The 24,149-nt window shown below is 57.9% G+C and carries 22 protein-coding genes and 2 tRNA genes; 16 read left to right on the top strand and 8 right to left on the bottom strand.

Annotated features, from left to right (window positions below; translation table 11 throughout):
• Window positions 1–488 precede the first annotated feature (488 nt).
• The 12 genes from H598_RS0107815 (at window position 489) to H598_RS0107760 (ending at window position 12,274) form a co-directional block, all read left to right on the top strand.
• Window positions 489–2,549, top strand: a complete 2,061-nt coding sequence (locus tag H598_RS0107815) for a TonB-dependent receptor plug domain-containing protein (protein WP_028112525.1) — start codon at window positions 489–491, stop codon at window positions 2,547–2,549.
• Between the two features lie 62 nt (window positions 2,550–2,611).
• Window positions 2,612–3,553, top strand: coding sequence for an ABC transporter substrate-binding protein (locus H598_RS0107810; protein ID WP_169629237.1), 942 nt, complete (start codon window positions 2,612–2,614; stop codon window positions 3,551–3,553).
• Window positions 3,544–4,587 (top strand): FecCD family ABC transporter permease, encoded by a 1,044-nt coding sequence (locus H598_RS0107805; RefSeq protein WP_035415645.1) that lies wholly within the window; start codon window positions 3,544–3,546, stop codon window positions 4,585–4,587. The genes H598_RS0107810 and H598_RS0107805 overlap by 10 nt, the downstream gene beginning before the upstream one ends.
• Entirely contained in the window at window positions 4,580–5,881 is a 1,302-nt protein-coding gene (locus H598_RS25500) for an ATP-binding cassette domain-containing protein (protein WP_051252570.1), read from the top strand. Before H598_RS0107805 ends, H598_RS25500 begins: the two co-directional genes overlap by 8 nt.
• Window positions 5,878–6,579 (top strand): hypothetical protein, encoded by a 702-nt coding sequence (locus tag H598_RS23685; RefSeq protein WP_051252569.1) that lies wholly within the window; start codon window positions 5,878–5,880, stop codon window positions 6,577–6,579. Before H598_RS25500 ends, H598_RS23685 begins: the two co-directional genes overlap by 4 nt.
• Complete coding sequence (locus H598_RS23680; protein ID WP_051252568.1) at window positions 6,576–7,406, top strand: hypothetical protein; 831 nt, start codon at window positions 6,576–6,578, stop codon at window positions 7,404–7,406. The genes H598_RS23685 and H598_RS23680 overlap by 4 nt, the downstream gene beginning before the upstream one ends.
• The gene (locus H598_RS0107785) at window positions 7,400–8,128 is read left to right on the top strand and encodes a DUF3450 domain-containing protein (RefSeq protein WP_084144374.1); all 729 of its coding nucleotides are present in this window, start codon (window positions 7,400–7,402) and stop codon (window positions 8,126–8,128) included. The genes H598_RS23680 and H598_RS0107785 overlap by 7 nt, the downstream gene beginning before the upstream one ends.
• Window positions 8,128–9,537 (top strand): MotA/TolQ/ExbB proton channel family protein, encoded by a 1,410-nt coding sequence (locus H598_RS23675; RefSeq protein WP_051252566.1) that lies wholly within the window; start codon window positions 8,128–8,130, stop codon window positions 9,535–9,537. Before H598_RS0107785 ends, H598_RS23675 begins: the two co-directional genes overlap by 1 nt.
• Window positions 9,534–10,019, top strand: a complete 486-nt coding sequence (locus tag H598_RS0107775) for a MotA/TolQ/ExbB proton channel family protein (protein WP_028112521.1) — start codon at window positions 9,534–9,536, stop codon at window positions 10,017–10,019. Before H598_RS23675 ends, H598_RS0107775 begins: the two co-directional genes overlap by 4 nt.
• Window positions 10,013–10,426 carry an ExbD/TolR family protein gene (locus tag H598_RS0107770; protein WP_028112520.1) on the top strand — a complete coding sequence of 138 codons (414 nt, stop codon included), beginning with the start codon at window positions 10,013–10,015 and terminating at the stop codon, window positions 10,424–10,426. Before H598_RS0107775 ends, H598_RS0107770 begins: the two co-directional genes overlap by 7 nt.
• Entirely contained in the window at window positions 10,423–11,052 is a 630-nt protein-coding gene (locus tag H598_RS0107765) for an energy transducer TonB (RefSeq protein WP_028112519.1), read from the top strand. The genes H598_RS0107770 and H598_RS0107765 overlap by 4 nt, the downstream gene beginning before the upstream one ends.
• Complete coding sequence (locus H598_RS0107760) at window positions 11,024–12,274, top strand: tetratricopeptide repeat protein (protein WP_156896968.1); 1,251 nt, start codon at window positions 11,024–11,026, stop codon at window positions 12,272–12,274. The genes H598_RS0107765 and H598_RS0107760 overlap by 29 nt, the downstream gene beginning before the upstream one ends.
• 75 nt (window positions 12,275–12,349) lie before the next feature.
• Here H598_RS0107760 and H598_RS0107755 read toward each other — a convergent pair whose 3' ends face one another.
• From H598_RS0107755 to H598_RS23670, 3 genes are all read right to left on the bottom strand, one after another.
• Window positions 12,350–13,579, bottom strand: coding sequence for a hypothetical protein (locus tag H598_RS0107755; protein WP_051252565.1), 1,230 nt, complete (start codon window positions 13,577–13,579; stop codon window positions 12,350–12,352).
• A 192-nt stretch (window positions 13,580–13,771) separates the two neighbouring features.
• On the bottom strand, window positions 13,772–14,671 hold the full coding sequence (locus H598_RS0107750; RefSeq protein WP_028112516.1) for a LysR family transcriptional regulator: 900 nt from the start codon (window positions 14,669–14,671) through the stop codon (window positions 13,772–13,774).
• Window positions 14,672–14,894: 223 nt separating this feature from the next.
• Window positions 14,895–15,728 carry a nuclear transport factor 2 family protein gene (locus tag H598_RS23670; RefSeq protein ID WP_245595575.1) on the bottom strand — a complete coding sequence of 278 codons (834 nt, stop codon included), beginning with the start codon at window positions 15,726–15,728 and terminating at the stop codon, window positions 14,895–14,897.
• 322 nt (window positions 15,729–16,050) lie between these two features.
• On the opposite strand from H598_RS23670, the gene H598_RS23665 reads away from it, so the two are divergent.
• From H598_RS23665 to H598_RS0107725, 4 genes are all read left to right on the top strand, one after another.
• Window positions 16,051–16,374, top strand: a complete 324-nt coding sequence (locus H598_RS23665; RefSeq protein WP_051252563.1) for a putative quinol monooxygenase — start codon at window positions 16,051–16,053, stop codon at window positions 16,372–16,374.
• Between the two features lie 82 nt (window positions 16,375–16,456).
• The gene (locus H598_RS0107735) at window positions 16,457–16,993 is read left to right on the top strand and encodes a nuclear transport factor 2 family protein (RefSeq protein ID WP_028112515.1); all 537 of its coding nucleotides are present in this window, start codon (window positions 16,457–16,459) and stop codon (window positions 16,991–16,993) included.
• 94 nt (window positions 16,994–17,087) lie between these two features.
• Complete coding sequence (locus H598_RS0107730) at window positions 17,088–17,621, top strand: peroxiredoxin-like family protein (protein ID WP_028112514.1); 534 nt, start codon at window positions 17,088–17,090, stop codon at window positions 17,619–17,621.
• Window positions 17,622–17,682: 61 nt separating this feature from the next.
• The gene (locus tag H598_RS0107725; RefSeq protein ID WP_028112513.1) at window positions 17,683–18,723 is read left to right on the top strand and encodes an alkene reductase; all 1,041 of its coding nucleotides are present in this window, start codon (window positions 17,683–17,685) and stop codon (window positions 18,721–18,723) included.
• A gap of 77 nt (window positions 18,724–18,800) precedes the next feature.
• On the opposite strand, the gene H598_RS0107720 is transcribed toward H598_RS0107725, so the two are convergent.
• From H598_RS0107720 to pgsA, 5 genes are all read right to left on the bottom strand, one after another.
• On the bottom strand, window positions 18,801–20,510 hold the full coding sequence (locus tag H598_RS0107720; protein WP_028112512.1) for a phospho-sugar mutase: 1,710 nt from the start codon (window positions 20,508–20,510) through the stop codon (window positions 18,801–18,803).
• Window positions 20,511–20,842: 332 nt separating this feature from the next.
• Window positions 20,843–22,402 carry an ATP-binding cassette domain-containing protein gene (locus tag H598_RS0107715; RefSeq protein ID WP_028112511.1) on the bottom strand — a complete coding sequence of 520 codons (1,560 nt, stop codon included), beginning with the start codon at window positions 22,400–22,402 and terminating at the stop codon, window positions 20,843–20,845.
• An 830-nt stretch (window positions 22,403–23,232) separates the two neighbouring features.
• Window positions 23,233–23,319 (bottom strand) — tRNA-Leu (locus tag H598_RS0107710).
• Between the two features lie 40 nt (window positions 23,320–23,359).
• Window positions 23,360–23,433 (bottom strand) — tRNA-Cys (locus tag H598_RS0107705).
• Window positions 23,434–23,545: 112 nt separating this feature from the next.
• A complete protein-coding gene (pgsA, locus tag H598_RS0107700) occupies window positions 23,546–24,100 on the bottom strand; it encodes a CDP-diacylglycerol--glycerol-3-phosphate 3-phosphatidyltransferase (protein ID WP_028112510.1) in 555 nt (184 codons plus the stop codon).
• Between the last annotated feature and the right edge of the window lie 49 nt (window positions 24,101–24,149).

The following is a 24,149-nucleotide window of genomic DNA, read 5'->3' as shown; positions in this document are numbered from 1 at the left end:
TCTGACTGGGCCCGAGCGTGAGGCTGACCTCATGCCCGTCACTGGCCATTGTTAAGTGGATCATAACACCACAGTCAAACAATTGATTCAAATGTCATTATTCTAATCTACACAAAAATACAGCCTGAAACGGCGGTCAGGGCCACAAAATCAGTCACTGGCGGCAAACGGGATTCAGTTCGATGGCAAATCAACCACATCCTGCTCAACTGGCACCCGACTCTGCCACCCCGGTTAATGGCTGAACAACCACGTCGGTTTTCCGCCGCCTCAAGCCGCATATGGACACATTGTCCAAAAATGACAAAGTGTCCAAAGTTAGAGTCATTTTTTCTCCGTTAAGTGCGAATGGGGTATTTTGACCGTGATCTTCTCCTTGAATTGGCAATTCTTGATAAATTTCAGTGAACTTCCTCTGATACCCTTTCCAGCCTAATCAGAAGGCTGCCTATTCAGCCCCCAAATAACGCGTTTTTTAGGAGAGCAAAGTGAACGGTTTGCGTCTTACCCCTGTGGCAATGATGATCGCTGCCACCCTGTCCACCCCAGCGGCCATGGCCGACGACAAAGAGGTGTTTTCCCTAGGTGAAATCGTGGTTGCAGAAACCACCGGGGTGCGTGATATCGCCATTCACAACGTGCTGACGGCCGAAACCATCGAACTGGTGGGCGCCAAAACCGCCGCCGACGCCCTGGAGTATGTCCCCGGTGTCCACGTCGCTCAATCCAACAAGGGCGAGAAATTCCTGACCATGCAGGGCTTTGAACAGGACAAAATCCTGATTCTGCTCGATGGTGTCCCCTACTACGAAACCAAGTATGGCCAGCTGGATCTGAGCCAGATCCCCGCCAGCATCATCGCCAAGGTGGAAGTCTCCAAGGGCGCCTCCTCGGTTCTGTATGGCCCTAACGGCATGGGCGGTGTGGTCAACATCATTACCCACCAGGGCAGCGAGGGCTTCTCCGGCAAGCTCGACGCCAACGTTGGCGAGTACGGCCAGAACCATCAATCCGCTCAGCTCAGCTACGGCCACAACGGCTTTACCCTGTTCGGCACCATTGAACATACCGGCCGCGACGCCTACCGCCTGTCGGACGACTATGAGCCCATTGAGTCTTACATCAAAGATCGCTGGGGCGATCTACCGAAATTCATGCAGGTGGAGGATGGCGGCAAACGGGTCAACTCCGATCTTGAGAGCATCAACGCCCGTCTGCGCGCCGGCTACAGCAACGACACCACCGAGGTGTACGCCAGCGTCTATCACTTCGATACCGAACGCGGCCTGCCGTACCACGACAGCTACAACAAGGTGTTTGCCACCTACTCCACCTTCTCGGACATCTCCGAGTACCAGGATCAGGGCATCGACCTCAACGCCAGTCACATCCTCAATGACCAGGTGACCTTGCGGGCCATGGCCTACTACCACACCCACACCGACACCCTGAGCTTCTACGCCACCCCGGAGCAAAAGCAGAAGATGGGTGACAGCTCCTACGACGATTACACCATTGGCGGCGCCCTCTACGGCGACATCGCCCTGGCCGACTGGCACAGCCTCAGCCTGTCGGTGAACTACAAGTCTGACATTCACAAGCAATGGGTGGATCACGCCATCGATCCGGATCTGTCCGATCCCACCGAACGCTCGGAGTTGGAGACGTACAGCCTGGCCATGGAAGACACCCTACGCTTTGGCCAACTCACCGTGGTCGCCGGCGTCGCCTGGCACCAGCAAACCGTCATCGACTTCCAGGGCGAGTCGGCTGGCAACAGCCTGGCCGGCAGCGGCGCCGATGAGTCCGATACCATCGATCCGATGCTGGGTCTGAGCTACGCCATGAACAACGGCAGCCGGGTGTTTGCCTCGGTGGCCAAAAAGACCCGTTTTGCGACCTTCCAGGACATGAAGGCCGACGACGGCAAACTGTACAAGCTGGATCCCGAGCGCAGCCTGAGCTACGCCGCCGGCTGGGAGATGGATCTGGGCACCGGCTGGCTTGATCAACTGAGCATCAGCGGCTTCTATCACGATGTCGACGATCGCATCGGCGAGCAGTGCATCGACCGCGACCCGGATGACGGCTACTGCAACATCGCCACCCCGGTAAACATCGGCACCGCCGAGTACTACGGCAGCGAACTGACTCTGGCCGGTGATCTGACCGATTCCCTGCGTTACAGCCTGGATCACACCTACACCCACGCCCGCGACAAGTCCGCCGATGCCGAAACCGAGTATCTGCGCGACCTGCCCCGCAACGAAGTGACCGCCATCCTGATCTGGGACGAGGCCATCACCGGCGTCAGCGCCAACCTGCGCCTGAACTACAAAGACAAGTTCATGATTCAGTGGGACGGCGACGACACTCAGTGGGAAAAAGACGTGCTGACGATGGATATCGGCGCACGGAAAGACTTCTACAACCAACAGCTGACCGCCTACTTTAACGTTAACAACCTGCTGGATGAGAACTACTACGAAGGTGATGGCCAACCCACCGAAGGCCGCAACTTTGAAGTGGGCCTCACCTATCGGTTCTGATCTGACTCATGGTTAAACACCTCCTACTCGGGCTAAGCCTGTGGAGTTGGGTCTGGGCTGGGGTGGCAAAGCCACTCCAGCTCACCGACATGACCGGGCGCCACGTCGCCCTGTCTTCGCCTGCCCAGCGTCTGGTCACCACCTACATGCCCGCCACTCTATTCACCCTGAGCCTCGGCCTTGAGGATCAGTTGGTGGGAATCTCCAATCACGACACTCGCCAATCACTGGTGAAAGGCCTGCTGGACGGCCGCAGCCCGGTCCAGGTCGGCAGCCGCTCCGCCGGCATCAACCTGGAAACCATCATCAGCCTCAAGCCAGATCTGGTGCTGATCAACGACAAGAAAGATGGCGCCCGCCTGGCGGGACAGCTTCAGCAACTGGGCATCCCGGCGCTGCTGATCCGAGCCGAATCGTTGGCTCAGGTACAACAAGCGATGGATCTGATTGCCAAAGCCACCGGCCATCAATCCCAGGCCCGGCGCTATAAAGCGTTGACTCGGCAACTGATCGACGATCTAACCCGCCGCCTAGAAGGCACCACTCCGGTCGCCGGCTATTACGGCAATGGTGGCGATCTCTACCGCAGCGTCAACGCCCACATGTATCAGCATGAGCTGCTGCAACTGGCCGGCATACGCAACGTCGCCGCCGAGGTACCCGGATTTTACCCCAAGATCAACCTGGAACAGCTGGTCCGCTGGCAACCGCAGTTTCTGGTGCTCGAACAAGGGAAAAGCGGCCGCCTGGCCGATCAACTCGACAACACCGAGCTGGCCTCGTTGGCGGCGCTGCCCAGGGTCACCCTGCCCTCTGCGGCCTTGTGGCACATGCCATCGCCGGTGGCGGCGGCCGGTGCCTATTACCTGGCCAGCCAGGCTCACCCGAAGAAGTTTCGGGATGTCGACGTTGATGCCAGGATTGGTCGTTTTTACCAACAACTGCTGGGAAAGGCCTGCCTGTCACCTCTGCCCGCCGCCGCTCAGGCAGTCCCATGCAACTGAAAGCCGCCCCAGTCTCCCGCTTGATGCTGGTCACCCTGCTGATCACCCTGACGGCACTGCTGTGCGGCCGATTTGGCATGAGTGCGACCGACTCGTTGTCCACCCTGGTGCGCCTGCCTGAGGTACTTTGGTGCCTGATCAGCACCCAGCCTCTGCCTGGCGATCTCAGCCCCGAGCAGCAGGTGATTTTGCTGGTACGACTGCCGCGGTTGCTGATGGCACTGCTGGTGGGCGCAGGGCTGGCCATGGCCGGCACCCTCTACCAGGGTGTATTCCGCAACCCGCTGGTATCACCCGACATTCTGGGCGTCACCTCCGGCTGCATGTTTGGCGCCGCGCTGGGACTGCTGCTGCCTTACAGCAGCTGGATTGCGGTACAGATTCTGGCCTTTGGCTTCGGCCTGGCGGCCGCGGGCGTCGCCATTACCATGGCCAGGAAAGTGGGCAACAACAGCCTGCTGATCATGATCATGACCGGCATCATTGTCGGTTCCCTGTTCAGTGCCGCACTGATGATCGTCAAGATACTGGCCGACCCCTATGGTCAGCTACCGGCCATCATTTTCTGGCTGATGGGCTCGCTGTCCACCAGCAGCTGGGCCAGCGTCGCCAAGCTGCTGCCGGCGCTGTTGGTCGGCTACGGCATTGCCCACCTTTTGAGGTATCAACTGAACGTGCTGTGTTTGGGAGACAAACACAGTCGAAGCCTGGGGTTATCCCCTGAGCGACTGCGGTTGGTTCTGACCGTCATCAGCTCGTTTGTGGTCGCCGCCTGCGTCAGCGTCGTGGGCCAGGTGGCCTGGATAGGCCTAGTGGTCCCCCACATGGTGCGCACCCTGACCGGCGCCGACCACCTGAAATTGCTGCCACTGAGCACCGTCACCGGAGCCTGCTTCATGGTGATCGCCGACGGCATCGCCCGCAGCAGCTTCAGCATGGAGTTGCCGGTGGGCATTGTCACCTCTGTCATCGGCGCTCCCCTGTTTGCCTACCTGCTGTACCGTTCCTCCTGGCATCGGGGGCACCATGCTTAACGTTCAGGGTCTTCATTGCCACCTGGGTGGTAAATTACTGCTTAATAACATTAACTTTTCCGCTAATGCCGGTGAATTCGTCGCCATTCTCGGCGCCAACGGTGTCGGTAAATCGACACTGTTTGACTGCCTGCTGGGCCAACGTGCCATCGAGCGGGGCGGCATCAGCATCGACAAGCAGCCGCTGGCATCCCTCAGTCCGAGGCAACTGGCCCGCACCGTGGCCCTGGTGCCACAACAGCAAGACACCGCCTTCGCGTTCAGCGGCCTGGACATGGTGCTGATGGGGGTTACCCCCTACCTGGGCGCCTTTGCCAGCCCAAACCACAGTCACCGTCAACAGGCGCTGGCGGTCATGGTCGAGCTTGGGATCGAGCACCTGGCCGACCGCCAATACAACCAGCTCAGCGGCGGAGAGCGTCAGCTGTTGTTGCTGGCACGGGCATTGGTGCAGAGCCAGCAACTGCTGCTGCTGGACGAACCCACCAACCACCTGGATTACCGCAATCGCTATCGCATGCTGCATCTGGTGAAGCAAGCCTGCAAACAGAAACACACCTGCGTGGTGGCCATTTTGCACGATCCCAACCTGGCGCAACTGTTTGCCGACCGGGTGCTGATGCTGGACCACGGTCATCCCCTCGCCTTTGGCACCACCACCGAAGTGATGACGCCCTACAACTTAAGCCGGCTGTACGGCCTGACTACGGCCTCTGCGGCCATTGCCCACCAAGAGGTGTTTATGCCCCAACATCTGATCTCCACCGAGCCCCCACAATTGCTGATCGTCACCGGCGAATCCGGAAGCGGCAAAACCACCCTGCTACAACGCCTGGTGGCAGACAACGCCGATGGCACTCTGGATCTCAACGGCATCCTCTGTCCAGGTGAGATGCGCGATGGCCTGCGCGTCAGCAGCGACATCGTCGACGTTCGAACCCGCGCCCGCACCCGTTTCGGTCAGCGGCAGCAGCAGTTCGATCCGGCCACCAACACTCGATTTACCTTTTCCGAGGCCGGCCTCAAGTTGGGCTTGGAAGCCCTGACGCCCCGCACTTCAACCCAGCAAGGGATCTGGCTGGTGGATGAAATCGGCCCGATGGAGCTAAAAAATGGCGGCTTTGCCAAGGCGATCGCGGCACTGTTGTCCGACCCCAAACGCAAACACATCTGGGTGGTGCGCCCTTCCCTGATTCAGCAGGCCATCGACTACTGGCAGCTGGGCAGCCCGCAGGTGGTCGAGAGCGGCGCTGCCGACGCCTACGCCACTATCGAGGCGTTTTGCCACCAATGACCAGCAAACTTAAGCCGCCACTGAACCGGTCGCGCCCTTGGCCCCTGCAACTGAATTGGACCTGGTGTGCCAACGCGATGACCGGAGTGTTCGCGGTCGGCGGACTCGTGCATCTGTCCCTCAGCAGCCCCCAGTTTCTCTATTCCAGCACCCTGGCGCTGCTGCTGATCAGCGCCGCTCTGCTCAGCGGCATCGCCATGAGGCCGTTGGCACGGCCAGACCTACTGCGTACTTACCGCCTGATAAGCGCCACCCTTGGCGTGTTACTGCTGCTGTTGGCCAGCGGTTTCTCTGCCCCGACTGACACCAGTGCCATGGGCGACTACCTGTGGGCACAGCTATTTTTCCTGTCGCGACCATTGTCTCTGGGTTGCGTCATTGCCGCTGCGATTGGCTATGGGCTATTGCCAAGCCGAAGCGACGCCAAGCTGGCACACTGCAGCCACCTGCTGGCACTGACCGCCGGCACCCTGTTTCTGGCCGGCGAGATCGCCGGCAGCTACTGGGCGATGCAGGGCTGGGGACACAGCTGGAGCTGGAGCAACCACTTCTTCTTCTCGGCGCTGTTGTATCTGCTGCTGGTGCTGGTGTTCCATTTTCCACATCGCTGGTTCAGGGGCAGCAGACGACAGCAGATGGCCAAGGCGCTGCTACTGAGCTTCATCGCCCTGCTGCAACTGGGGTATCGGCTGTTATGATCCGATTGTTTCGATCCATGCGCCTGGGGTGCGTGCTACTGACCTTGGCGGCGTTGTGGTTTGCCCTGGGCATGGCACTGGCGGATATCTGGGGCTACCGCTGGCCACTAAAACAACTGAATCAACTGCCGCTGTCCCAGTGGCAGAGCATACTGCAGCACAACCTCGCGCTGTTGGCCTGGCTAGTTAGCCTGGTGGTGATCTTCGTTCTGTTAGGGCTGAGTACCCTAGTCTGCAGCTACCACAGCCTGTGGCCGCTGTGGAAACGGCGCAAGCTGCGTCACCGCCATTTTTTACTGCTGCCGATTCATCTGCTGACCCTGTTGATCTTTGCCTGCCATGGTCTGGACATCCTGTGGGCCCACCAGCCACAGCACCAGACCCTGAAAGCCGGTGAATCGGTGCAATTCGAAGGCCACACCGTCACCCTGAACCACATCGACTACCGCAATGATCTCAACCTGATCCGTCAAGATCAGGACGGCCACAGCCGCGCCGGTCGCATTACCCGCCGCAGCCTCGACCAATTTGATCCCACCCGAAACTGGGCCACCTTCACGGTCAGCCACGACCAAAGTGGCCAGCGCCTTCAAGGCCGGGCCGGGTTTCTGAGCCCCTTGGTCTTCGGTCACCGCCGACTCACCGTCACCGACTTCTTTGTGCCCTATGCCGCAGCGGACAGCGCCCTCAGCGTCAAACTGACGTTGACCAATAACCCCCTCAGCGGCTGGTTTATCGGCTGCTATCTGGCGCTACTGGCGGCCCTCATTGGCCAAATCGTTCACCGAATCCTGTTTTCCTCATCATCGGAGCAAGTCAGATGTTAATGACCCTACTGTTTTGCGCCTCCACCAGCCTGAGTGTGGATGATCTCACTCAACCGCTCACCGCCCCCATTGAGCGCGCCAGCACACTGGGGAAAAAAGCCCGCCTATGGCAACAGGAGCAGGCCGCCCAATACAGCGAGCAGCAGCAAGCATTGGCACAGATCTACTGGACGGAATTCCAAATTGAAAAGCTGCAGCGGCAGATCGCCCAGCAACAACGGCAGATCGACGCCCTCAATGACGACCTGGCCAACATCGCCGCCATCGCCAGACAACTGGAACCCAGCCTGGAGGTATGGTACGCCCGGCTGGAACAGCAGATTCACGACGACCTGCCGTTTCTTACCGAAGAGCGGCAACGACGACTGGCGCTGTTTCGCCAAAGCCTGGATAACGCCGATGTCAGCCAGGCTGAGCGTTTCCGTCATCTGATGGAGGTCATTCAGATCGAAGTGGAGCAAGGCTATGGCACCGTGGTGGCACAACAGCGCATCGTCATTGACGGCCAAAGCCGCCAGGTTCAGAGCTTCCGATTAGGTCGATTGCTGTGGCTGGCACAAACTGCGGATGGCAGCCTCAACGCCTACTTCGACCCCGCCCGCGCACAATGGCAGCCTTTGGATGACCGTTATCGCCAAGCGATTCGCAGCGCCATTGCCATCAGCCAGAACCAACAGCGAGCCGAACTGTTGCCGTTGCCACTGCCAGGAGGCCGCTCGTGATGATTCGACCTTTTCCCTTGCTGGTATTATTGCTGAGTACCGCCATGGCAACCGCCCCCGCCGCCTCGCAGCCATCTGGGGCCGCCGACGCTCAGGGCGCCAAATCCGCCCCGTCACTGCAGACACGGGTCACCGATAAAGCGCAACAGATGCAACGGCGCAACGACCAGTGGCAACAACAGCAGCTGTCGCAGCAGCGGTACACCAAAGCCACCACCGCCGAGTTAAAAACAACCCTCGCCGCCCGGCAGGCTCAGTTGACAGCACTTAAGGCAGATCTTGTTGCGCTTCAGGCGCAAAAAAGCGAGTTAGAACAACAAAAACAAGCCGCGCAAGCCGATCTCAGCCTGGTTCAGACCAGCTATCAGCAGATGCTGTCGGCCATGACCCAGCGCTGGCAGCGCAGCCTTACGAGCTACCTGGCACCCCAGCGCGCCCAGTGGCTGCAGCAGCAGTTGGCACAGCCTCATTTCCCGGCCATCGCCGAGCTGGAGCAGTTGATTCAATTTGCCCTGGCCGACATGCGCTACACCGGCCAGATAAACCACGCTCAGGCGCCGGTACTCCAGGATAACGGCAAGCCCGCTGCCACCGCCCTGACCATATTGGGCAGCGCCATGGCCATCGGTGATCAGGCTCAGCAACTGGGTCTGGTCGACGGCCACGATAACCGATTTATCGGTGTCAGCGACGACCTTGCCAGCGCCCAGCAACAGTGGCTCAGCGGCACCAGCCCGACCCTGATGCTGGACGTCAGTCAAGGCGCATTATTGCCACTGCTGGCCGAGCCTCAAAGCCTGTTACAAACCCTGCGCCAGGGGGGTGAGTTGCTGTGGCCGCTGCTGGCGGTTGCGGCAGCCGGCCTAATCACCCTGGTCGTGTGCGCGGTGCGGTTGTTTTATTGGCAGCCCTTGGGAGCCAACGTTGACACCCCCCCCCCTCAACAAACAATCAGCGGTCGCCAACCCGCGGCCGCGGTGCTGCGCCAGGCGGCAAGCCATCAGGATCTGCAGGGCGTGGACTACGCCCTGAAGCAGGGGATGCTGAAGCAGGTGGGGCGGTTTGAACGTGGACTGGCACTGGTGGCTCTGCTGGCTGCCTTGGCCCCGATGCTGGGGCTGCTGGGTACCGTCACCGGTATGATAGAGACCTTTCAAACCCTGACCCAGTTTGGCAACAGCGAACCGAAACTGCTGTCCGGGGGGATCAGTAAGGCGCTGATCACCACTCAGGTGGGTCTGGTGATCGCCATTCCACTACTGCTGCTGCTGCACCCATTGAAGCGCCGGGCGCAGCGGCTGACGCTGGACATGGAGCAACACGGCGCCTGGTTACTGGCACAGCGCGCAGAAACCGCGGCCTCTGGCGGCAGCTCCACGCTGACAGCGGCGACAGGAACGCCGTCATGACCGAGGCAGTGACAGAGATCCTGGATTACCTGCGCCAGGGGGGGCCCATCATGTGGCCGCTGCTGTTGTGTTGTGTGACCATGCTGTGGTTGGCCGCCGGCCTGCTGATAGGCAGCGGCGCTCACTGCCAACACCGCGTGCCGACCACGGGCGTAGCCTGGCTGGATCAACGTCTGTGCCGGCTCGAGTCACAACGTCGTTTCTGGCAGCCTCAGGGGCAACTGCAGGCCATCACCCTACTGGCCACCACTGCGCCGTTGCTTGGGCTTCTGGGCACCGTCAATGGCATGATCGTCATGTTCGATGCCCTGTCCCATACCGGTCTTCACGATGGTAAGGCCCTGTCCGATGGCATCGCCATGGCGATGATCACCACCCAAACCGGCTTGCTGGTGGGCGTTCCAGGGCTGCTGCTGGCCTACCTATGGCGGCGCCGACTGGCACGCCTGCAACGGCAGCAAACAGGAGCATCGACATGCTGAGCGATCGCTTTAATCAGAGCAGTGACACCGAAGTGAACATGACCCCAATGCTGGATGTGGTGTTCATTCTGCTGATCTTTTTTATCGTCTCCACCAGCTTTGTGCGCCTGCAAAAGATGGAGATTCAGCGGCCCCAGGCCAACAGCGCCGAGGTCAGCCACGGCACACCGCTGATCCTGACCATCGATGCGGCCGGCCGTCTGTTCTGGCAACAACAGCCACTGGACATCTACTATCTGCCTGCCACCCTGCAGCAGGTGGCTGCCCAAACCGAAAATGCTCAGCTGCTGATCGTGGCCGACACTCGCACGCCAACAGGCATCACCATCAAAGCCCTGGACATCGCCAAACAGGCCGGGTTATCTGGTGCGTCGGTGGCGACCGAGCCGATGGATGGCCGGCCGTGATTCGACGTCTCGCCGGTGCCCTGGCTCGCCTGATGCTGGCTTTGCCACTGAGTTATCTGCTGGTGATCTGGCTGCCCAGTTACCTTAACCGCCTGCCGGACAATGTGATTCCGGCAGCGACACCGCCCGTCCGGCCCCTACGTCTGCCGCCCCCTCAACAGCAAAAGGTGCAGACGCCGGTGCAGAAGAAAATCCTGGCCAAGGCCCACAAGCCGCAGCCGCTGAGCCTTACCCCGGTGGCCTCCACGCCCTCAACCGTGCGCATCGCCATGACGCCATTGACGATATCGACACCGCCCTTATCGCCACCCGCAGCGCCAGCCCTAAGTCAAGGATTGGTCGGCCTCAGCGAGGTGGATACACCGCCAAAACTGCTGCATTACATTCCACCTAAAATGCCCGTCGCCGCCCGCAGTCAGGGCCTGACCGGTAAGGTGATGCTGAGGTTGGTGGTCAGTGAGACCGGAGAGGTGATCGACGCCAGAGTACAAGACGCTCAACCACAGCAGCTGTTTGACGACGCCGCATTGGCCGCGGCCAGGCGCTGGCGATTCAAACCGGCGGAAATTCAAAACCAATCTGTCTCGGTGTACGTGGATGTTCCGATCAATTTTCAAATTAAGTAGCCGACCCACATCGCCAGCTGCGGTAATTTCAGGGCTGTCTCTGGTCGCCGCCCTGGTTATGCCGCTGAGCGCCGCTGCGGCGCCTCAGGGCTTGTCCGGCCATCAATACCTGGTGTTGAAGCGGGCCACAAAGTTGCTGGATCAACACCACAGCCAACAAGCCGCGGCGCTGATTGCGCCCCTGCTGGAAGCCGAATCGGTGCCGGCGATGCTGTTTCATTACGGTTGCCGCGCCTTCAACGAAGCCGGCGAGGCCCAGCGCTCGGCCCAGTGCTGGCAGCAGGGACTGAAACGGCATCCTGATGATGGGCTGATGCTGGAGTCACTGGCACAACTGTGGCTGGAGCAGCAAGACTACGCCAAGGTGGCCGAGTTACTGGCCTCAAGCCGCGTTGAGCCTACCCCTGCGCTGCAGTACCTGCATGGCTATGCCTTGTATCAACTGCGGCGCTATTCCGACGCGCTGCACGCGCTTACTCCGGTTTCAGGAATCCCGATCCCGGCGCACTGGCGGCCCCTTAGAAGCTACAGCCTACTGGCCCTTGAAGACTGGCCTGGGCTGGAACAAGACTGTCGCCTTTGGCTGGTCAATGAGGCACTGAGTCCGAATGAGCAGGTGCAAGCGTGGCAACTGCTGGCCCAGAGCTTGCTGCAGCAACAACGGCCTCTGCAGGCGGCGACGGCTCTGCAGATGGCGGATCTGCTGTCTCCGAACAGCGCCCCCTCGACAGCCTTACTGCAACTCTATGGTCAACTCGACGCCTATGACCTGGCCGCTGACTGCAGCGCCTCTGCGGATCAGACGCTTAGCCTCAATTGCCTCTATTACGGCTTTTGGGCCGGAAACTACGCCACCACATTGGCAGCCAGTGAACGACTGACTGCCAGCCAATCGCTGCCCCCGCAGCAAGCAGACCGGCTACTGCTGCTCCAAGGCCAACTGCTTAGCGCCCTCAACCGGCCTGAACAGGCCAGAGCGCAGTGGCACAAAGTGGGCAAAGCTCCCCTGAAGGGCGATGACCCAGAGAATCTTAAGCAGCAACGTCAACAGCGACTTAGACACCGGGCCCAGGCGCTGCTGGCCATCGCCCAAAGCCACTGGCTGTCTCAGCAATGGCCGGAAGCGATGCAGGTCTACCGCGAACTGGCTCAACTGGGCGGCTATCAGACCACCGCCGAGCAACTTATGAACACTCTGACCTACTACACCCAGCCACAATGAGGTGGAAACCGCCACCGGAGTGGCCATAAAACCCTGTCTGAATAACACCAGGGCGATTCCACCCTCACTGCGAATTTACAACGATATGTCGGTATCAGAGAACCCCAGGGTTTCGATACCGACCAGTGTATTGACACCGTCTCGATCATCGACCATATCAGACACAACAACCGAGCCGTCGGATCGGGTCTCCACCGTGTATTGAGCAGATTGACCGCTGAAAATCACCCGGTTCTTCGCCCTATTACCGGTAATGTGGTTATCAAAGCCATTTACAATGACATTGGCCGCTTTATCTCCAGTCAGGGTAACGTCCTTTAAGTACTGAGAGTGATGCGTATAAGGCCGGCTATGATTCAGTTTCAGGCTAAAATCCCCACTGAAACTTTCATCAATTCTGGCGTTATAAGTCAGGTAGGGGTGAAAGAACTTGTGACTCATCAACTGCCAACCCGCTGGATCCTCCTGCCGAATCTCCTCCCGCGTCTTCGCAATATAAAGCCCCCACATGCCCTGGGTCTGACTCTGTTGCCAGGCACCCCAGAGGCCATAATAGGAGTCGATCACTGCCGCTAGGTACTCTTGCGACAAGCTGTTTTCGGCGGTTAACTCCTGAATCCAGCCCTTGTTTTCTTCACCTATGCCCCACAACGCCCCGTTCAGCGCCGCTACCTGAGCACTTCGAATTTCAGATTGAAATGCCGGTAACGCCCCAGCAAATTGTTGGCCTTGATCCACTCCGATCCCAGTGTCATGGACCATGTGCAATATCTCTTCAAAACTGGCATCACGATGCTCGTAGTTTTGCTCGATGTACCAAGGGTGCCCTTCGACCTGGATCTCGTTCTGGTACAGAGGTTGTCCCTCCAGTTCCGTGGCCGGATTACTGCCATCGTCACTGCCATTCAGCAGCAACAGTGTGGCATGGTTGTCGGTCATCTTATTGGCCACCGCCGTTTTGTCACTGCCAAACTCGGAGCCCGCCAAGGGCGTCAAGTAATGCTCCAGAATGGATCTGGCCCTGACAATCTGATTGTCCGACAACTGATCCTGGGCCAGGATGTGAATCGCTTTTCCATTAGGCGCCACCACCTTGGTATAACGATTAAATTTCAGCTGACTGGTGTAGGTGGCGGCGAGTGCTTGTGGAATGGCTTCTATGCCCAATACGGTGGTGGTTTCCTCAAGTCCCGAGTCTGGTTTTGGTTTCGGCGTTACCGACAAACTGGAAGAGTCAGAGTTGCATCCCGACAACGCCAACAGGGAAATCAGTACCATTGCAGGTGAAAACTGTCCGTATTTCATAGCATTACTCTCTCTATCGAATGTAACCCGAGTGTGACATTTTGACTGAGAAAGGGGGTAAGCCAGTGTAAGGTGTGCCTACCTGACCCGAGGCCAGTGTAAGACTGTGTAAGGGCAGAATCGCCACCGCAATATCGCAGCCTCAACACAACTTCAATTCAGTATTGGTATGCCACCATGACTCTGACCCCACTACTGATAGATGGCGTTATCGGTAATTTTCTGTTTGAGGAAATCGACAAAGCACCGAACTTTCAACGGCACGTAGCGATTTTGTGGGTAGATGGCATTGAAGGGGATCGACTGAGCGCTGTAATCGGCCATCACTCGAATCAAACGGCCGGCAGTCAGGTGCTCGGCCACCATCCATGCGGGCATTTGAACCAGCCCCAATCCGGCCAGAGCAGCCTCCAGCAACACATCGCCGTTGTCGCTTTGAAAGTTACCGTTCACCGGTACTGTGACGGTTGTGTCACCCTGATGGAACTGCCACTGATTGATGGTCTTGGCCATCGAATACACCAGGCAGTTGTGGTGCCTAAGATCTTGAGGCTCTCTGGGCTCGCCGTGCTTGGCCAGGTACTCCGGGGCGGCCAGCATCATCATCGGGTTATCGAACAGGTAACGGGCGATCAACGAGGAGTCTTCCAGCTTTCTGGCCCGTACTGCGACATCGATCCCTTCGCTGATGAGATCCACATGGCGATCGCTAAGACTCAGGTCTACCTTGATCTCGGGATAGGCGGCAAAAAACTCGGCAATCATCGGTGCTAAAACCAAACGCCCAAAAGCAACCGGGGCCGCAATCCGTATCACCCCCTGTGGTGATGCCACCTCCGAACGGGCGGTAGACTCCGCTTCATCCAACTCGCCGAGAATGGCCACGCACTTGTCGTAATACTCGGCTCCGACCGCGGTCAGGGCGTGATCGCGACTGCTGCGAATCAGCAACTTAACGCCAAGTTTCTTTTCCAGCGCCGCCACCTTCTTACTGATGGTGGTCTGACTGGTATTCAGCTCGCGACCGGTGGCCGAAAAACTGCCGGTCTGCACCACTCGCACGAATGCCCGCATTGCCCCTAACTGATCCATGATTGCATTCCCCTCGGCAATTATTCCAATGCTGAATAGCTTAGGAAAATATTACCATGTCTCTAGTCCAATTATTCGGAGGCATTTCGTGTCTGGGCCGGCGAAGTCGTCGCGCCACCCCTTAATATGAGCCGCAATGGCCGCAGGTCCCCAGAGCGGACTGGACAGGTCAGGCAGCCCACAAGATTCTGGGCTGCCAGTTGGGATCAGAGCCCAGGCTCAGTTACTTGCTCACCAACGGGAAGACACAACTGCCCTTGCCCGGCGCCGGATCCGGATCCGAAGGCAGACTCAGGAACTGGTAACTGGGATCGTTGCGGCCAGTATCGCTGCCGTCGTGCCACTCTGCGGATCGACCATCTTGGTTGGTGTCCCGAGTGCCTTTGAACTTATCCATATAGCCATCGGCAAAATTCCCTGTGGCGGCGACATTGGTGAACCAATCGAACACAGTGTAACGACGCAGCACCCGCCACTCATCACCCCGCTTTTCAAAATTAAACAACATTCTTCCATACAGAGTCACTTCCCGGGCCTGATCTTGCTCCCCTACCAGATGGAAAGCCCAGACGTAACTTTCCACGTTGGCGCGGTTCTCATCCACCAGATCGATGAGGACGTTGCTAATTCGGTGTTGAGTCGCCCTTAGGGTGGCAAATCCTCCCATGGCCTGACAGGCAAATTCGTTGTAGGTCGCCGGGGGCGGATTTTTATTGGCATCGGTGAAAAAGACCGGAAACTCAGGGTCTTGATGCTCTTCGATGGCTTCGGGCCAATACACAGAGCGCATCAGCCCTCGATCCATGCGGTCCAGCGACCGTCCAAGATGGTTGATGACCTCGGTAATCGCCTGCTTGTCGAGCAGATCCTGGAGGCGATTCTCGACACTGAGGTTCCACGGTTTTCCGCTTATCGCGGTATCGCGGTACTGTCGCTCAATGCCCGCGCCGGCGGCGGTCTCACCGGCCAAGGCCAGCGATGGCAAGGCGCACAAGGCAATGAGCAGTCCCCTGGCCATCATGCGTGGCAGCTTAAGTGTTCTATTCAACTCTTTCATCAAGTATTCCTATGGATGTGGATTATCAGCCGGGCAAAGATAACAACCGCCCCCCAATCGCGGCACTGAGCCAGCGGGTATACCAACTAGTCAAAAATGGAATAGACGCGAGCACGGGTCAGCAACGGATAGGTTCAATTGCCGCTGCCAGAGGCAACACCGGGAATGGGGTCGTTTCCCAATGAATTATTCCAAAAAGCAATAGGTGGTAGTCGTTCTATCCCACTATTAGTCCAGATAACGGAACTCTATGATGGTGCTCGTTAACATCACGGCGCGCCGTTACGGCACCGTGAATACAGTGAGCGAAAGGAGCAACACCATGTCACAAGATCTTGTGTTTACGGTTGAATTCAACATCAAGCCACACGCCCGTGAGGCGTTCCTGGCCAGCCTGACTCAACTGGTTACCGCGATGGCCACAGAGGAGACCTTTGTTTCCACCTACCTGCATCAGGACGCCGAGGATGCCAATAAATTTCTTATCTATGAGCGTTGGTCGGAGCCAAGCATGGACGCGTTCATGGAGAACCAGCTTCGTGGCAAAGCGTACCGTGATGAGTACGAAGCTCAACTGCCCGACTGGTCGGCCTCGCCCAGAAAAATCAGCGTGCTTAGGCCTCTGGGCCTGTGGCAGTCGCAATAACCGCCGCCAACAAACGGCCGCCTTTCTCAACCAAACACAGGCAGCGGTTCGCAAAAAGCCGTACCGCCCCGGGAGCCACACCATGGATATACAACAGAAACTGCAACAACTGCTGGATAAACAGGAGATCACCGAAGTGATTCATCGCCATGCGCGTTCATTGGATCGCATGGACGGCGAGCTAATGAAATCCACCTACTGGGAGGACGCCATCGAGGAACATCAGGATCCCATCTATCCGGAACTGTTCTTCTACTACGACAATGCCCACCAGTTTGTCGAACCGGCGATGGAGGGCTTCAAAGCCCTCAAAGTCACTCAGCACCGCATCAGCAATGTCCTGATCGAGGTCGATGGTGACCGTGCCACTGCCGAAAGCTACGTCTGGGCCTACCACGTTCACCAAGAGGATGGGGTGGACAAGGAGGGGATCTTAGGCGGGCGCCACTTCTATAAATTTGAGCGGCGCAGTGGCGTCTGGAAGATGATTCACCGCCTCACCGCCTTCGACTGGAATCAGAACCTGGATGCAACCGCAATGTGGTCAGAAGAGTTCAACCCGAAATACCTCGGTCAACGGGATCACAGTGACCCCAGTTACGACTACATCAAGGCGTAACGGCGATCGCCATTGTCGCCATCACAAAACCCAGTAACGGTCGTCACAGGCCGTTGCATATCATTGATTGAACACCAACACCCTAGGAGCCGCTATGTCTCTCATGAAATTTAAAGCCGGCGATCGCTTCCCGGTCATCGAACTGCCCACTCTGGGCGGCAACCCCATTACCCTGGGCGCTCCCCAAGGTAACGCCGACTGGCGCTTGCTGGTGGTCTATCGGGGCCGACACTGCCCGATGTGCACCCGCTACCTGAATGAGATCGAATTGCGAAAAGAGCAGTTTCACAAGCTCGGCATCGATATCGCCGCGGTGTCTGCCGACAGCCACGACCAAGCCATGGCCCATCGGAAAGAGCTGTCCATCAGCTACCCACTGGCCTACGATCTAAATCTATCGCAGATGCGGCAACTGGGCCTGTATGTGTCTGAGCCCCGCTCAGCCCAGGAAACCGACCACCTGTTTGCCGAGCCCGGGCTGTATGTCATCAACGACCAGGGTAAGGTTCAGGTCATCGATATCTCCAACGGCCCCTTTGTCCGCCCCGAACTGGATGTCCTGCTGGCCGGACTGGCCTTTATTCGCAATCCGGATAACCACTACCCGATCCGCGGTACCTATGAATAATGCTGGCAAGTACATCTAAAACGGGCCTGTCTCACCACCACACTCAATATGAGATAACTCCATGACCAAAAACACTCTGTTTACGCCCCTGTCGCTTGGCGAAGACCTAGAGCTGAGCAATCGCATCGTAATGGCGCCGATGACCCGCTCCATGGCCAGCGAACAACTGGTACCGACCGAAGCCATGGCCGAGTATTACGGTCGCCGTGCCGATACAGGGCTCATTATCGCCGAGGCCACCATCATCTCCCCCATGGCCCAGGGCTACCCCAACACACCGGGACTGTATAGCCAGGCACAAATAGAGGGCTGGCAAAAGGTCACCGATAGGGTTCATCAGAACGGAGGTAAGATTTTCGCCCAGATTTGGCACTGCGGGCGAGTCTCTCACCCCTTCTATCTCAACGGCGACAAACCGATGGCGCCGTCGGCAGTCGCCCTGCAGGGCCGGGTGCCCCGAAGCAACGATTTGCAATACGGCATGCCACGCGAAATGACCGAAGCGGAAATCCTAGAAGTGATTCAGCAGTTTTCACAGGCAGCCGCCAACGCCCGCAAGGCCGGCTTCGACGGTGTAGAACTACACGGTGCCAACGGCTACCTGCTGGACCAGTTCCTCCACTGGGAAACCAACCAGCGTACCGATGGCTGGGGCGGCACACCCGAGAAGATGGCCCGTTTCCTGTTCGAAGTCATTGATGCAGTAAAGCAGCAGATCGACCACGTCGGCGTGCGACTGTCTCCGGTGGGCCATCAGCACTTGAGTCTCAACGAGGCGGATCTGGCAATCTCAGACTATGTGTTACAGCGGCTGAACCGATGCGATCTGACCTATGTCCACACAGGCTCCCATGACGACACACCGTTCGACCACATCCAGGGCACCGTGACCCAGTACATTCGCCGGCTCTACAAAGGCCGGGTGATTGCCTGCGGCGGTTACAGTGTCAACACCGGCAGAGACGCGCTTGCTGGTGGCATAGCGGATCTGATCGCCATTGGCCGACCGCTGATCGCCAACCCGGACTACGTCGAAAAAGTGCGCCAGAATAAGCCTCTCGCTCCCTACGACAGCAGTATGTTGGACACTCTGGATCAGTAGTCTTAGCCCACGGCTTGCCGGCGCACGGTCCCCGCGCACCGGCAGATCTTGTGGCCGCTGAGCCAAGTAGCCACTCCCTAGTTATCCAGGGACCGCTGATGCTCATCTATCAAACTGGCCATCGACGTTTGCGCCCGTTGCTGTACCGACGCCAGCGTTTCATTACCGGCAAAGGCTTCCACCACCTCGTAATAACACTTCAGCTTGGGCTCGGTGCCTGACGGGCGAACCACCACCCGGTTGCCCCCATCCAGGTGATAGATCAGGACGTCACTGGTCGGCAGATCGATGGTTTCAGTGCGACCATCGGCAAAGGTGGTCCGAGAGTGTTTTAAATCGTCCACAGAGGCAATCGACTGGCCGGCAATCTCGGTGGGCGGCGTACTGCGTAACTTATCCCCAACTGGCGGCGCCGCCGGGTCTAGGGCAATGCTGCGCTGGGCATTCAAATAAAGGCCATGTTGGCGATAGATGGCCTCCAGTTGATCCCAGATGGTCTTGCCGTTGGTGGCCAGTTCAGCGGTCATCTGGGCGAAAGCCACCAGTGCCGAAAGGCCATCTTTATCCCACACCTCACTGCCGACGGTGTATCCCAGTGCCTCTTCATAGGCAAACAAGAATTGATGAGCGTCACTTTGCTGCTCCATGGCGATGTTGGTCAGCCACTTAAAGCCGGTCAGGGTCTGGTAGTAGCGGGCTCCCGCCGCCTTGGCAATGCGCTGCAGCAAACTGGAGGACACGATGGTGGTCCCGACCAGGTCCTGCTGTGGCCGCGCGCGCGACAACAGGTAATGACCAAACAGCACCCCGACCTGATCACCGGTCAGCATCTGGTACTCGCCATCGGGCTGGCGCACCGCCACCGCAAAGCGGTCGGCATCGGGATCATTGGCACAGGCCAGTGTGGCACCGTGAGCCCGAGCCTCTTCGATGACCCGATCCATGGCACCGGCCTCTTCCGGGTTGGGAAAGTTCACCGTCGGGAAGCGTCCGTCCGGTTCCCTTTGCGCGGCCACACTGTAGACGTAGGAAAATCCGGCATCGGCCAGCAGCGCTTCCGCCATCTCGGCGCCAACACCATGCATGGCGGTATAAGCCAGACTGATGCTCTCCGGCTGAGTGTGATTGCCCAGCAGAGGATTCGCTTTCATGGTATCCCGGTAGGACTGATAGAAGCCGTCATCCAGCCACACCAACAGCCCCTGTTGCCGGGCATCTTCGAGATCCATCAGCTGCAGATCCGACTGGGCGGCCCGGTCAATCTCGGCGGCGATGCCGCTGTCGTGAGGAGAGATGATTTGCGCACCATTGCCCCAATACACCTTAAAGCCATTGTATTGTGGGGGGTTGTGGCTGGCTGTCACCACAATACCGGCGGCAGTTCCCAGGTGGTTGACCCCGTAAGCCACCAAGGGGGTGGCCGCCACCCGTACCGTCAGATACACCTTGATGCCCTGGGCCGTCAGCACGGCAGCGGAGTCTATGGCAAACTGGCGTGAGTCCGGACGCCCGTCGTAGCCGATCACCACCCCCTGCGCGGCCGCCTCGGCGTTCTGAGATTTCAGATAATGGGCCAAGCCGGTCGCCGTTTCCTGAATCACCAAACGGTTCATCCGGTTGGGGCCGGCGCCCACCACGCCTCGTAGGCCAGCGGTACCAAAGGCCAGTCGGGACTTAAACCGGCTTTCGAGGGCCGCAGTATCCTGAGCCTTCACCAGTGCCTGCAACTCCTGTCGCGTGTTGGCGTCCGGGTCGCGGTCAATCCAGCGTGCAATCTCTGCATTCATAATGGCGGTTTCCTGTTATCGATACTGACTCAAAAATACCACCAATGCGAATGATTCGCATTATAAATATTGAGTGACAGCGAAGACGGTATTGAAGGTTAGCTACCAGTATAAGTGACCGCCACGGTTGCCGAAGGATGTCGACGCGACGCGCTCGAATGGTTGAGGGGAATTTGGAGCAACAAAAAAGCCCAACCCCTTGAAGAGGTTGAGCTTTAATGTACTCACCACAGGGTGTACAGCCATTGAAAACATCACCAATGGCGAGTTAGCACAACACTCGCACCTTACCAATGATTCGATTGGCTTCCACGTCGCGGATTGTTTTCGATTTACTCACCTTTCAGAGTAATCCGGTGATCAAGAGATAAAGTCTCAATGAAGCCCGCATCGTGACTGATCAGTAAATAACCACCTCGATAGCTATTGAGGGCTTGGCTTAACACCTGCTTGGCCTCAAGATCCAAATGGTTGTCCGGCTCATCCAGCAACAGGAAAGGTGCACTGTCAGCATCACTAAGCAGCAGCATAGCCACTTTCATGGTTTCTCCGCCACTGAGCTCGGACACCGGCCGCAGGGCATCGTTTCGACGAAGGCCGATTCCAGCAAGGCGGGTACGGCGTTCACTGTCATCACCGCCAACCTGCCAACACGCCAGGTTTTCCAACGAACTGAGTGTCGTGTCCAGCAACCCTTGGTGCTGATCCAGATACCGCAGTGGCGCCTTCCCCAACACCTTTCCCTGCAGAGGCGTCACGATGCCCTGCAGCAGCTTCATCAGCGTGGACTTGCCGCTGCCGTTGGCCCCTTGCAGGTGGACCCGTTGTCCCTGTCTCAGGGTGATGTCCAGTAGCTCACTGCTCCCAAAGGGCAATTGACAGCGCTCCAGGCGACGTACCACTTTTGCGGCCGACGCCTGCGAAGTAAAAGTGAAACGGGTTTTCATCATCACCTGCTGACGCTGGTGCAGACAGGCACGCTGGCGTTGTAGTTGCTCCTGCTTGGCGTCATTTTGGCGAGCCCTCCCCTGGCGAGCCTTGGTTGCCTTATCCCTCATCGCATCCAGCAGCACTTTAGGTTGGCTGCCTATCCGCTTCTTGCCCTGACGAGCACGTTGACGGGCGGACTGTTCATTGCGCAGCGCCTGCTGCCGCTGCAACTTCAATGACCGGTCGACACGTTCCAGGCCGCGCTGTACGGCGAGGTCTTCTCGCGCCTGCGTTGCCATCATGTCGTCATAATTACCCTGAAATGAAATGATTGCTTTCGGCTGTAACTGCCAGATCTGCGAACAGCCCCGTAACAACCCCAAGTCGTGAGAGACCAGCAAGACCGAAGAGGTTGTCAGCGCGAGTTGATCAGCCAACCACTGTCGTCCCCCCCGATCCAGATGATTGTCCGGTTCATCCAGGATCAATACGTCAGGCTGCAGGGCAAAAGCCCAGGCCAACCTCAAGCGAGCCAGCTGCCCCCCACTGAGTGTGCCAGCCGGCGTCTGCGCCGACACCGCAAAGGGCAGTGCCTCAAGCAGGGCGCTCAGCCGCACATTAAGATCCCAATGACCGTCGGCAAGACACAGATCCTGATCCGAATAGTCGCCAGAGGCAATACGCTCCAGCGCACGGGTGATCTGAGTCAGCCCAAGGCATTGGCTCACGTCGCCAGTCGACCTGTCGCTATGCTGAGGAAGGTAATACAGAGCGCCATCACGATGAATACGCCCCCCACTGGCGCTACGATCACCGGCAAGCAGTTCACACAGCGCCGATTTACCGACGCCATTGGGGCCGATAAGCGCAGTCACACCACGACCAAGGCTGGCACTGAGGTTTTGAAACAGGGTTCTGCCATCGGGCAGTTGATAATCTAACTGGGAAAAATGAAGGGGCATCAGGCCTCCTGTAATCAAAGACAGGAAGCGGGGCTCTCGGTGTTGAGTTCAGGCTTATTCGCCAACCACAATACTACAGCGGTCGTTCACCCACACACAAAGGGGGCGCGGCGTATGCAGCAAAGATCCAAAAGAGCTCCCACAGTTTCCTGTCGATCAAGACGTCGCTCTGCCATGAATAGGCAAAGTGAATGAAAGTGATCGGTTGGGGCTCAGTTGTTCATGTGTACGCCTACTCCTTTTCAGTGGCGGAATATTAACCTTTGGGGCTGTCGCGGTTCAAGAGCGAAGTCAGGCGTCCATTTTAACCACAGAGGCTGAATGCAACCTGTTCCGCAATGAAACGGACCATTCACCAGCTTGTTTGATTCCACCGACTCCCCCAGCACCACTCTCCCAAGCAATCGACAGCGGCCGAATCACCAACAATGGTTCGACAAGAGTGAACCTCTTAACGGTGGCGAACGCCTTGGGCATCCGATGAATGATTGGCCAGGTGATGGTTTGCCAGTACACGTGCCACGAGTCAGTCCCCACCTCGGGACGTGCAAGTGTAGGCCCCTGGTGCGTAGGCTCGGGCGTGTCACGGCCCTGCCCAAGTTCATCTGGCTGAACCTGCCCCTACCCCGGCTTTCGTATACGCCGCCAACATCGACCAAGGCGCAATGCTCTTCGCTCTAATCACGGCTGGCACCGCTCTGAGGCTCCGCCAATGAAACCAGGACTAGTCATGAAATTACAACGGAGAATGGCTTAAAAAACAGACAACAAAAAAGCCCAACCTCCTGAGAGGATTGAGCTTTAATGTACTAACCACAAGGGTCAGAAGATGGTGCCCCGGGCCGGACTTGAACCGGCACGCTGTTACCAGCGAGGGATTTTAAATCCCTTGTGTCTACCAATTTCACCACCAGGGCAGAATACAGGCACCGAATCCGGCATCTCTATCCTAAAAAGTGGAGGCGCGTCCCGGAGTCGAACCGAGGTCCACGGATTTGCAATCCGCTGCATAGCCACTCTGCCAACGCGCCATTTTTGTGTCTTCGTCCCCGAAGACGCTGTGTATTCTACTTAAACCCTTACCGCCGTCAATAACCATTTGTCCGCAAACGGGTTAACTGCTGTCAAAACGGCCAATGGGGTTTAACCGTGAGCACTGAGGTCCTTCCAGGCCGCTTTCAGGTACACCAGCATAGACCACAAGGTCAGTGCCGTGGCCACATACAGCATCACCATGGAGATGTTGACCATCTCTTCGTTCATCTGGGCGATGAGGCCGGTAATGGCCAGCATCTGGGCGGCGGTTTTAAATTTGCCAATCCAGGACACGGCCACACTGCTGCGCTTGCCCATCTCGGCCATCCACTCCCGCAGCGCCGAAATGACGATTTCACGACCAATCATGATGATGGCAGCAATGGTCATCCAGATGGAGCTTTCGTAGCTTTGCACCAGCACCACCAGGGCACTGGCGACCATCACCTTATCGACCACAGGATCGAGGAAGGCGCCAAAGGGGGTGGTTTGATTGAGTTTGCGTGCCAGGTAGCCATCCAGTGCATCGGTAAACGCCGCCAGCATGAAGATACCCGCTGCGGTCACGTATGCGTATTCCCACGGAAGATAAAAGAACACCAAAAAGAACGGGATCAGTACGAGCCGTAACAGTGTGAGAATATTTGGAATATTAAAGGTCAAAACAAACGCCCTAGCTGGCTCACGTAGCCGTCAATCATGCCCAAAAGCG

This window comes from Ferrimonas kyonanensis DSM 18153, assembly GCF_000425405.1.
Taxonomy (GTDB): Bacteria; Pseudomonadota; Gammaproteobacteria; order Enterobacterales; family Shewanellaceae; genus Ferrimonas; species Ferrimonas kyonanensis.
Note: the sequence above shows the minus strand (reverse complement) of the source record. Positions and strands in the feature narration are given on the sequence as shown.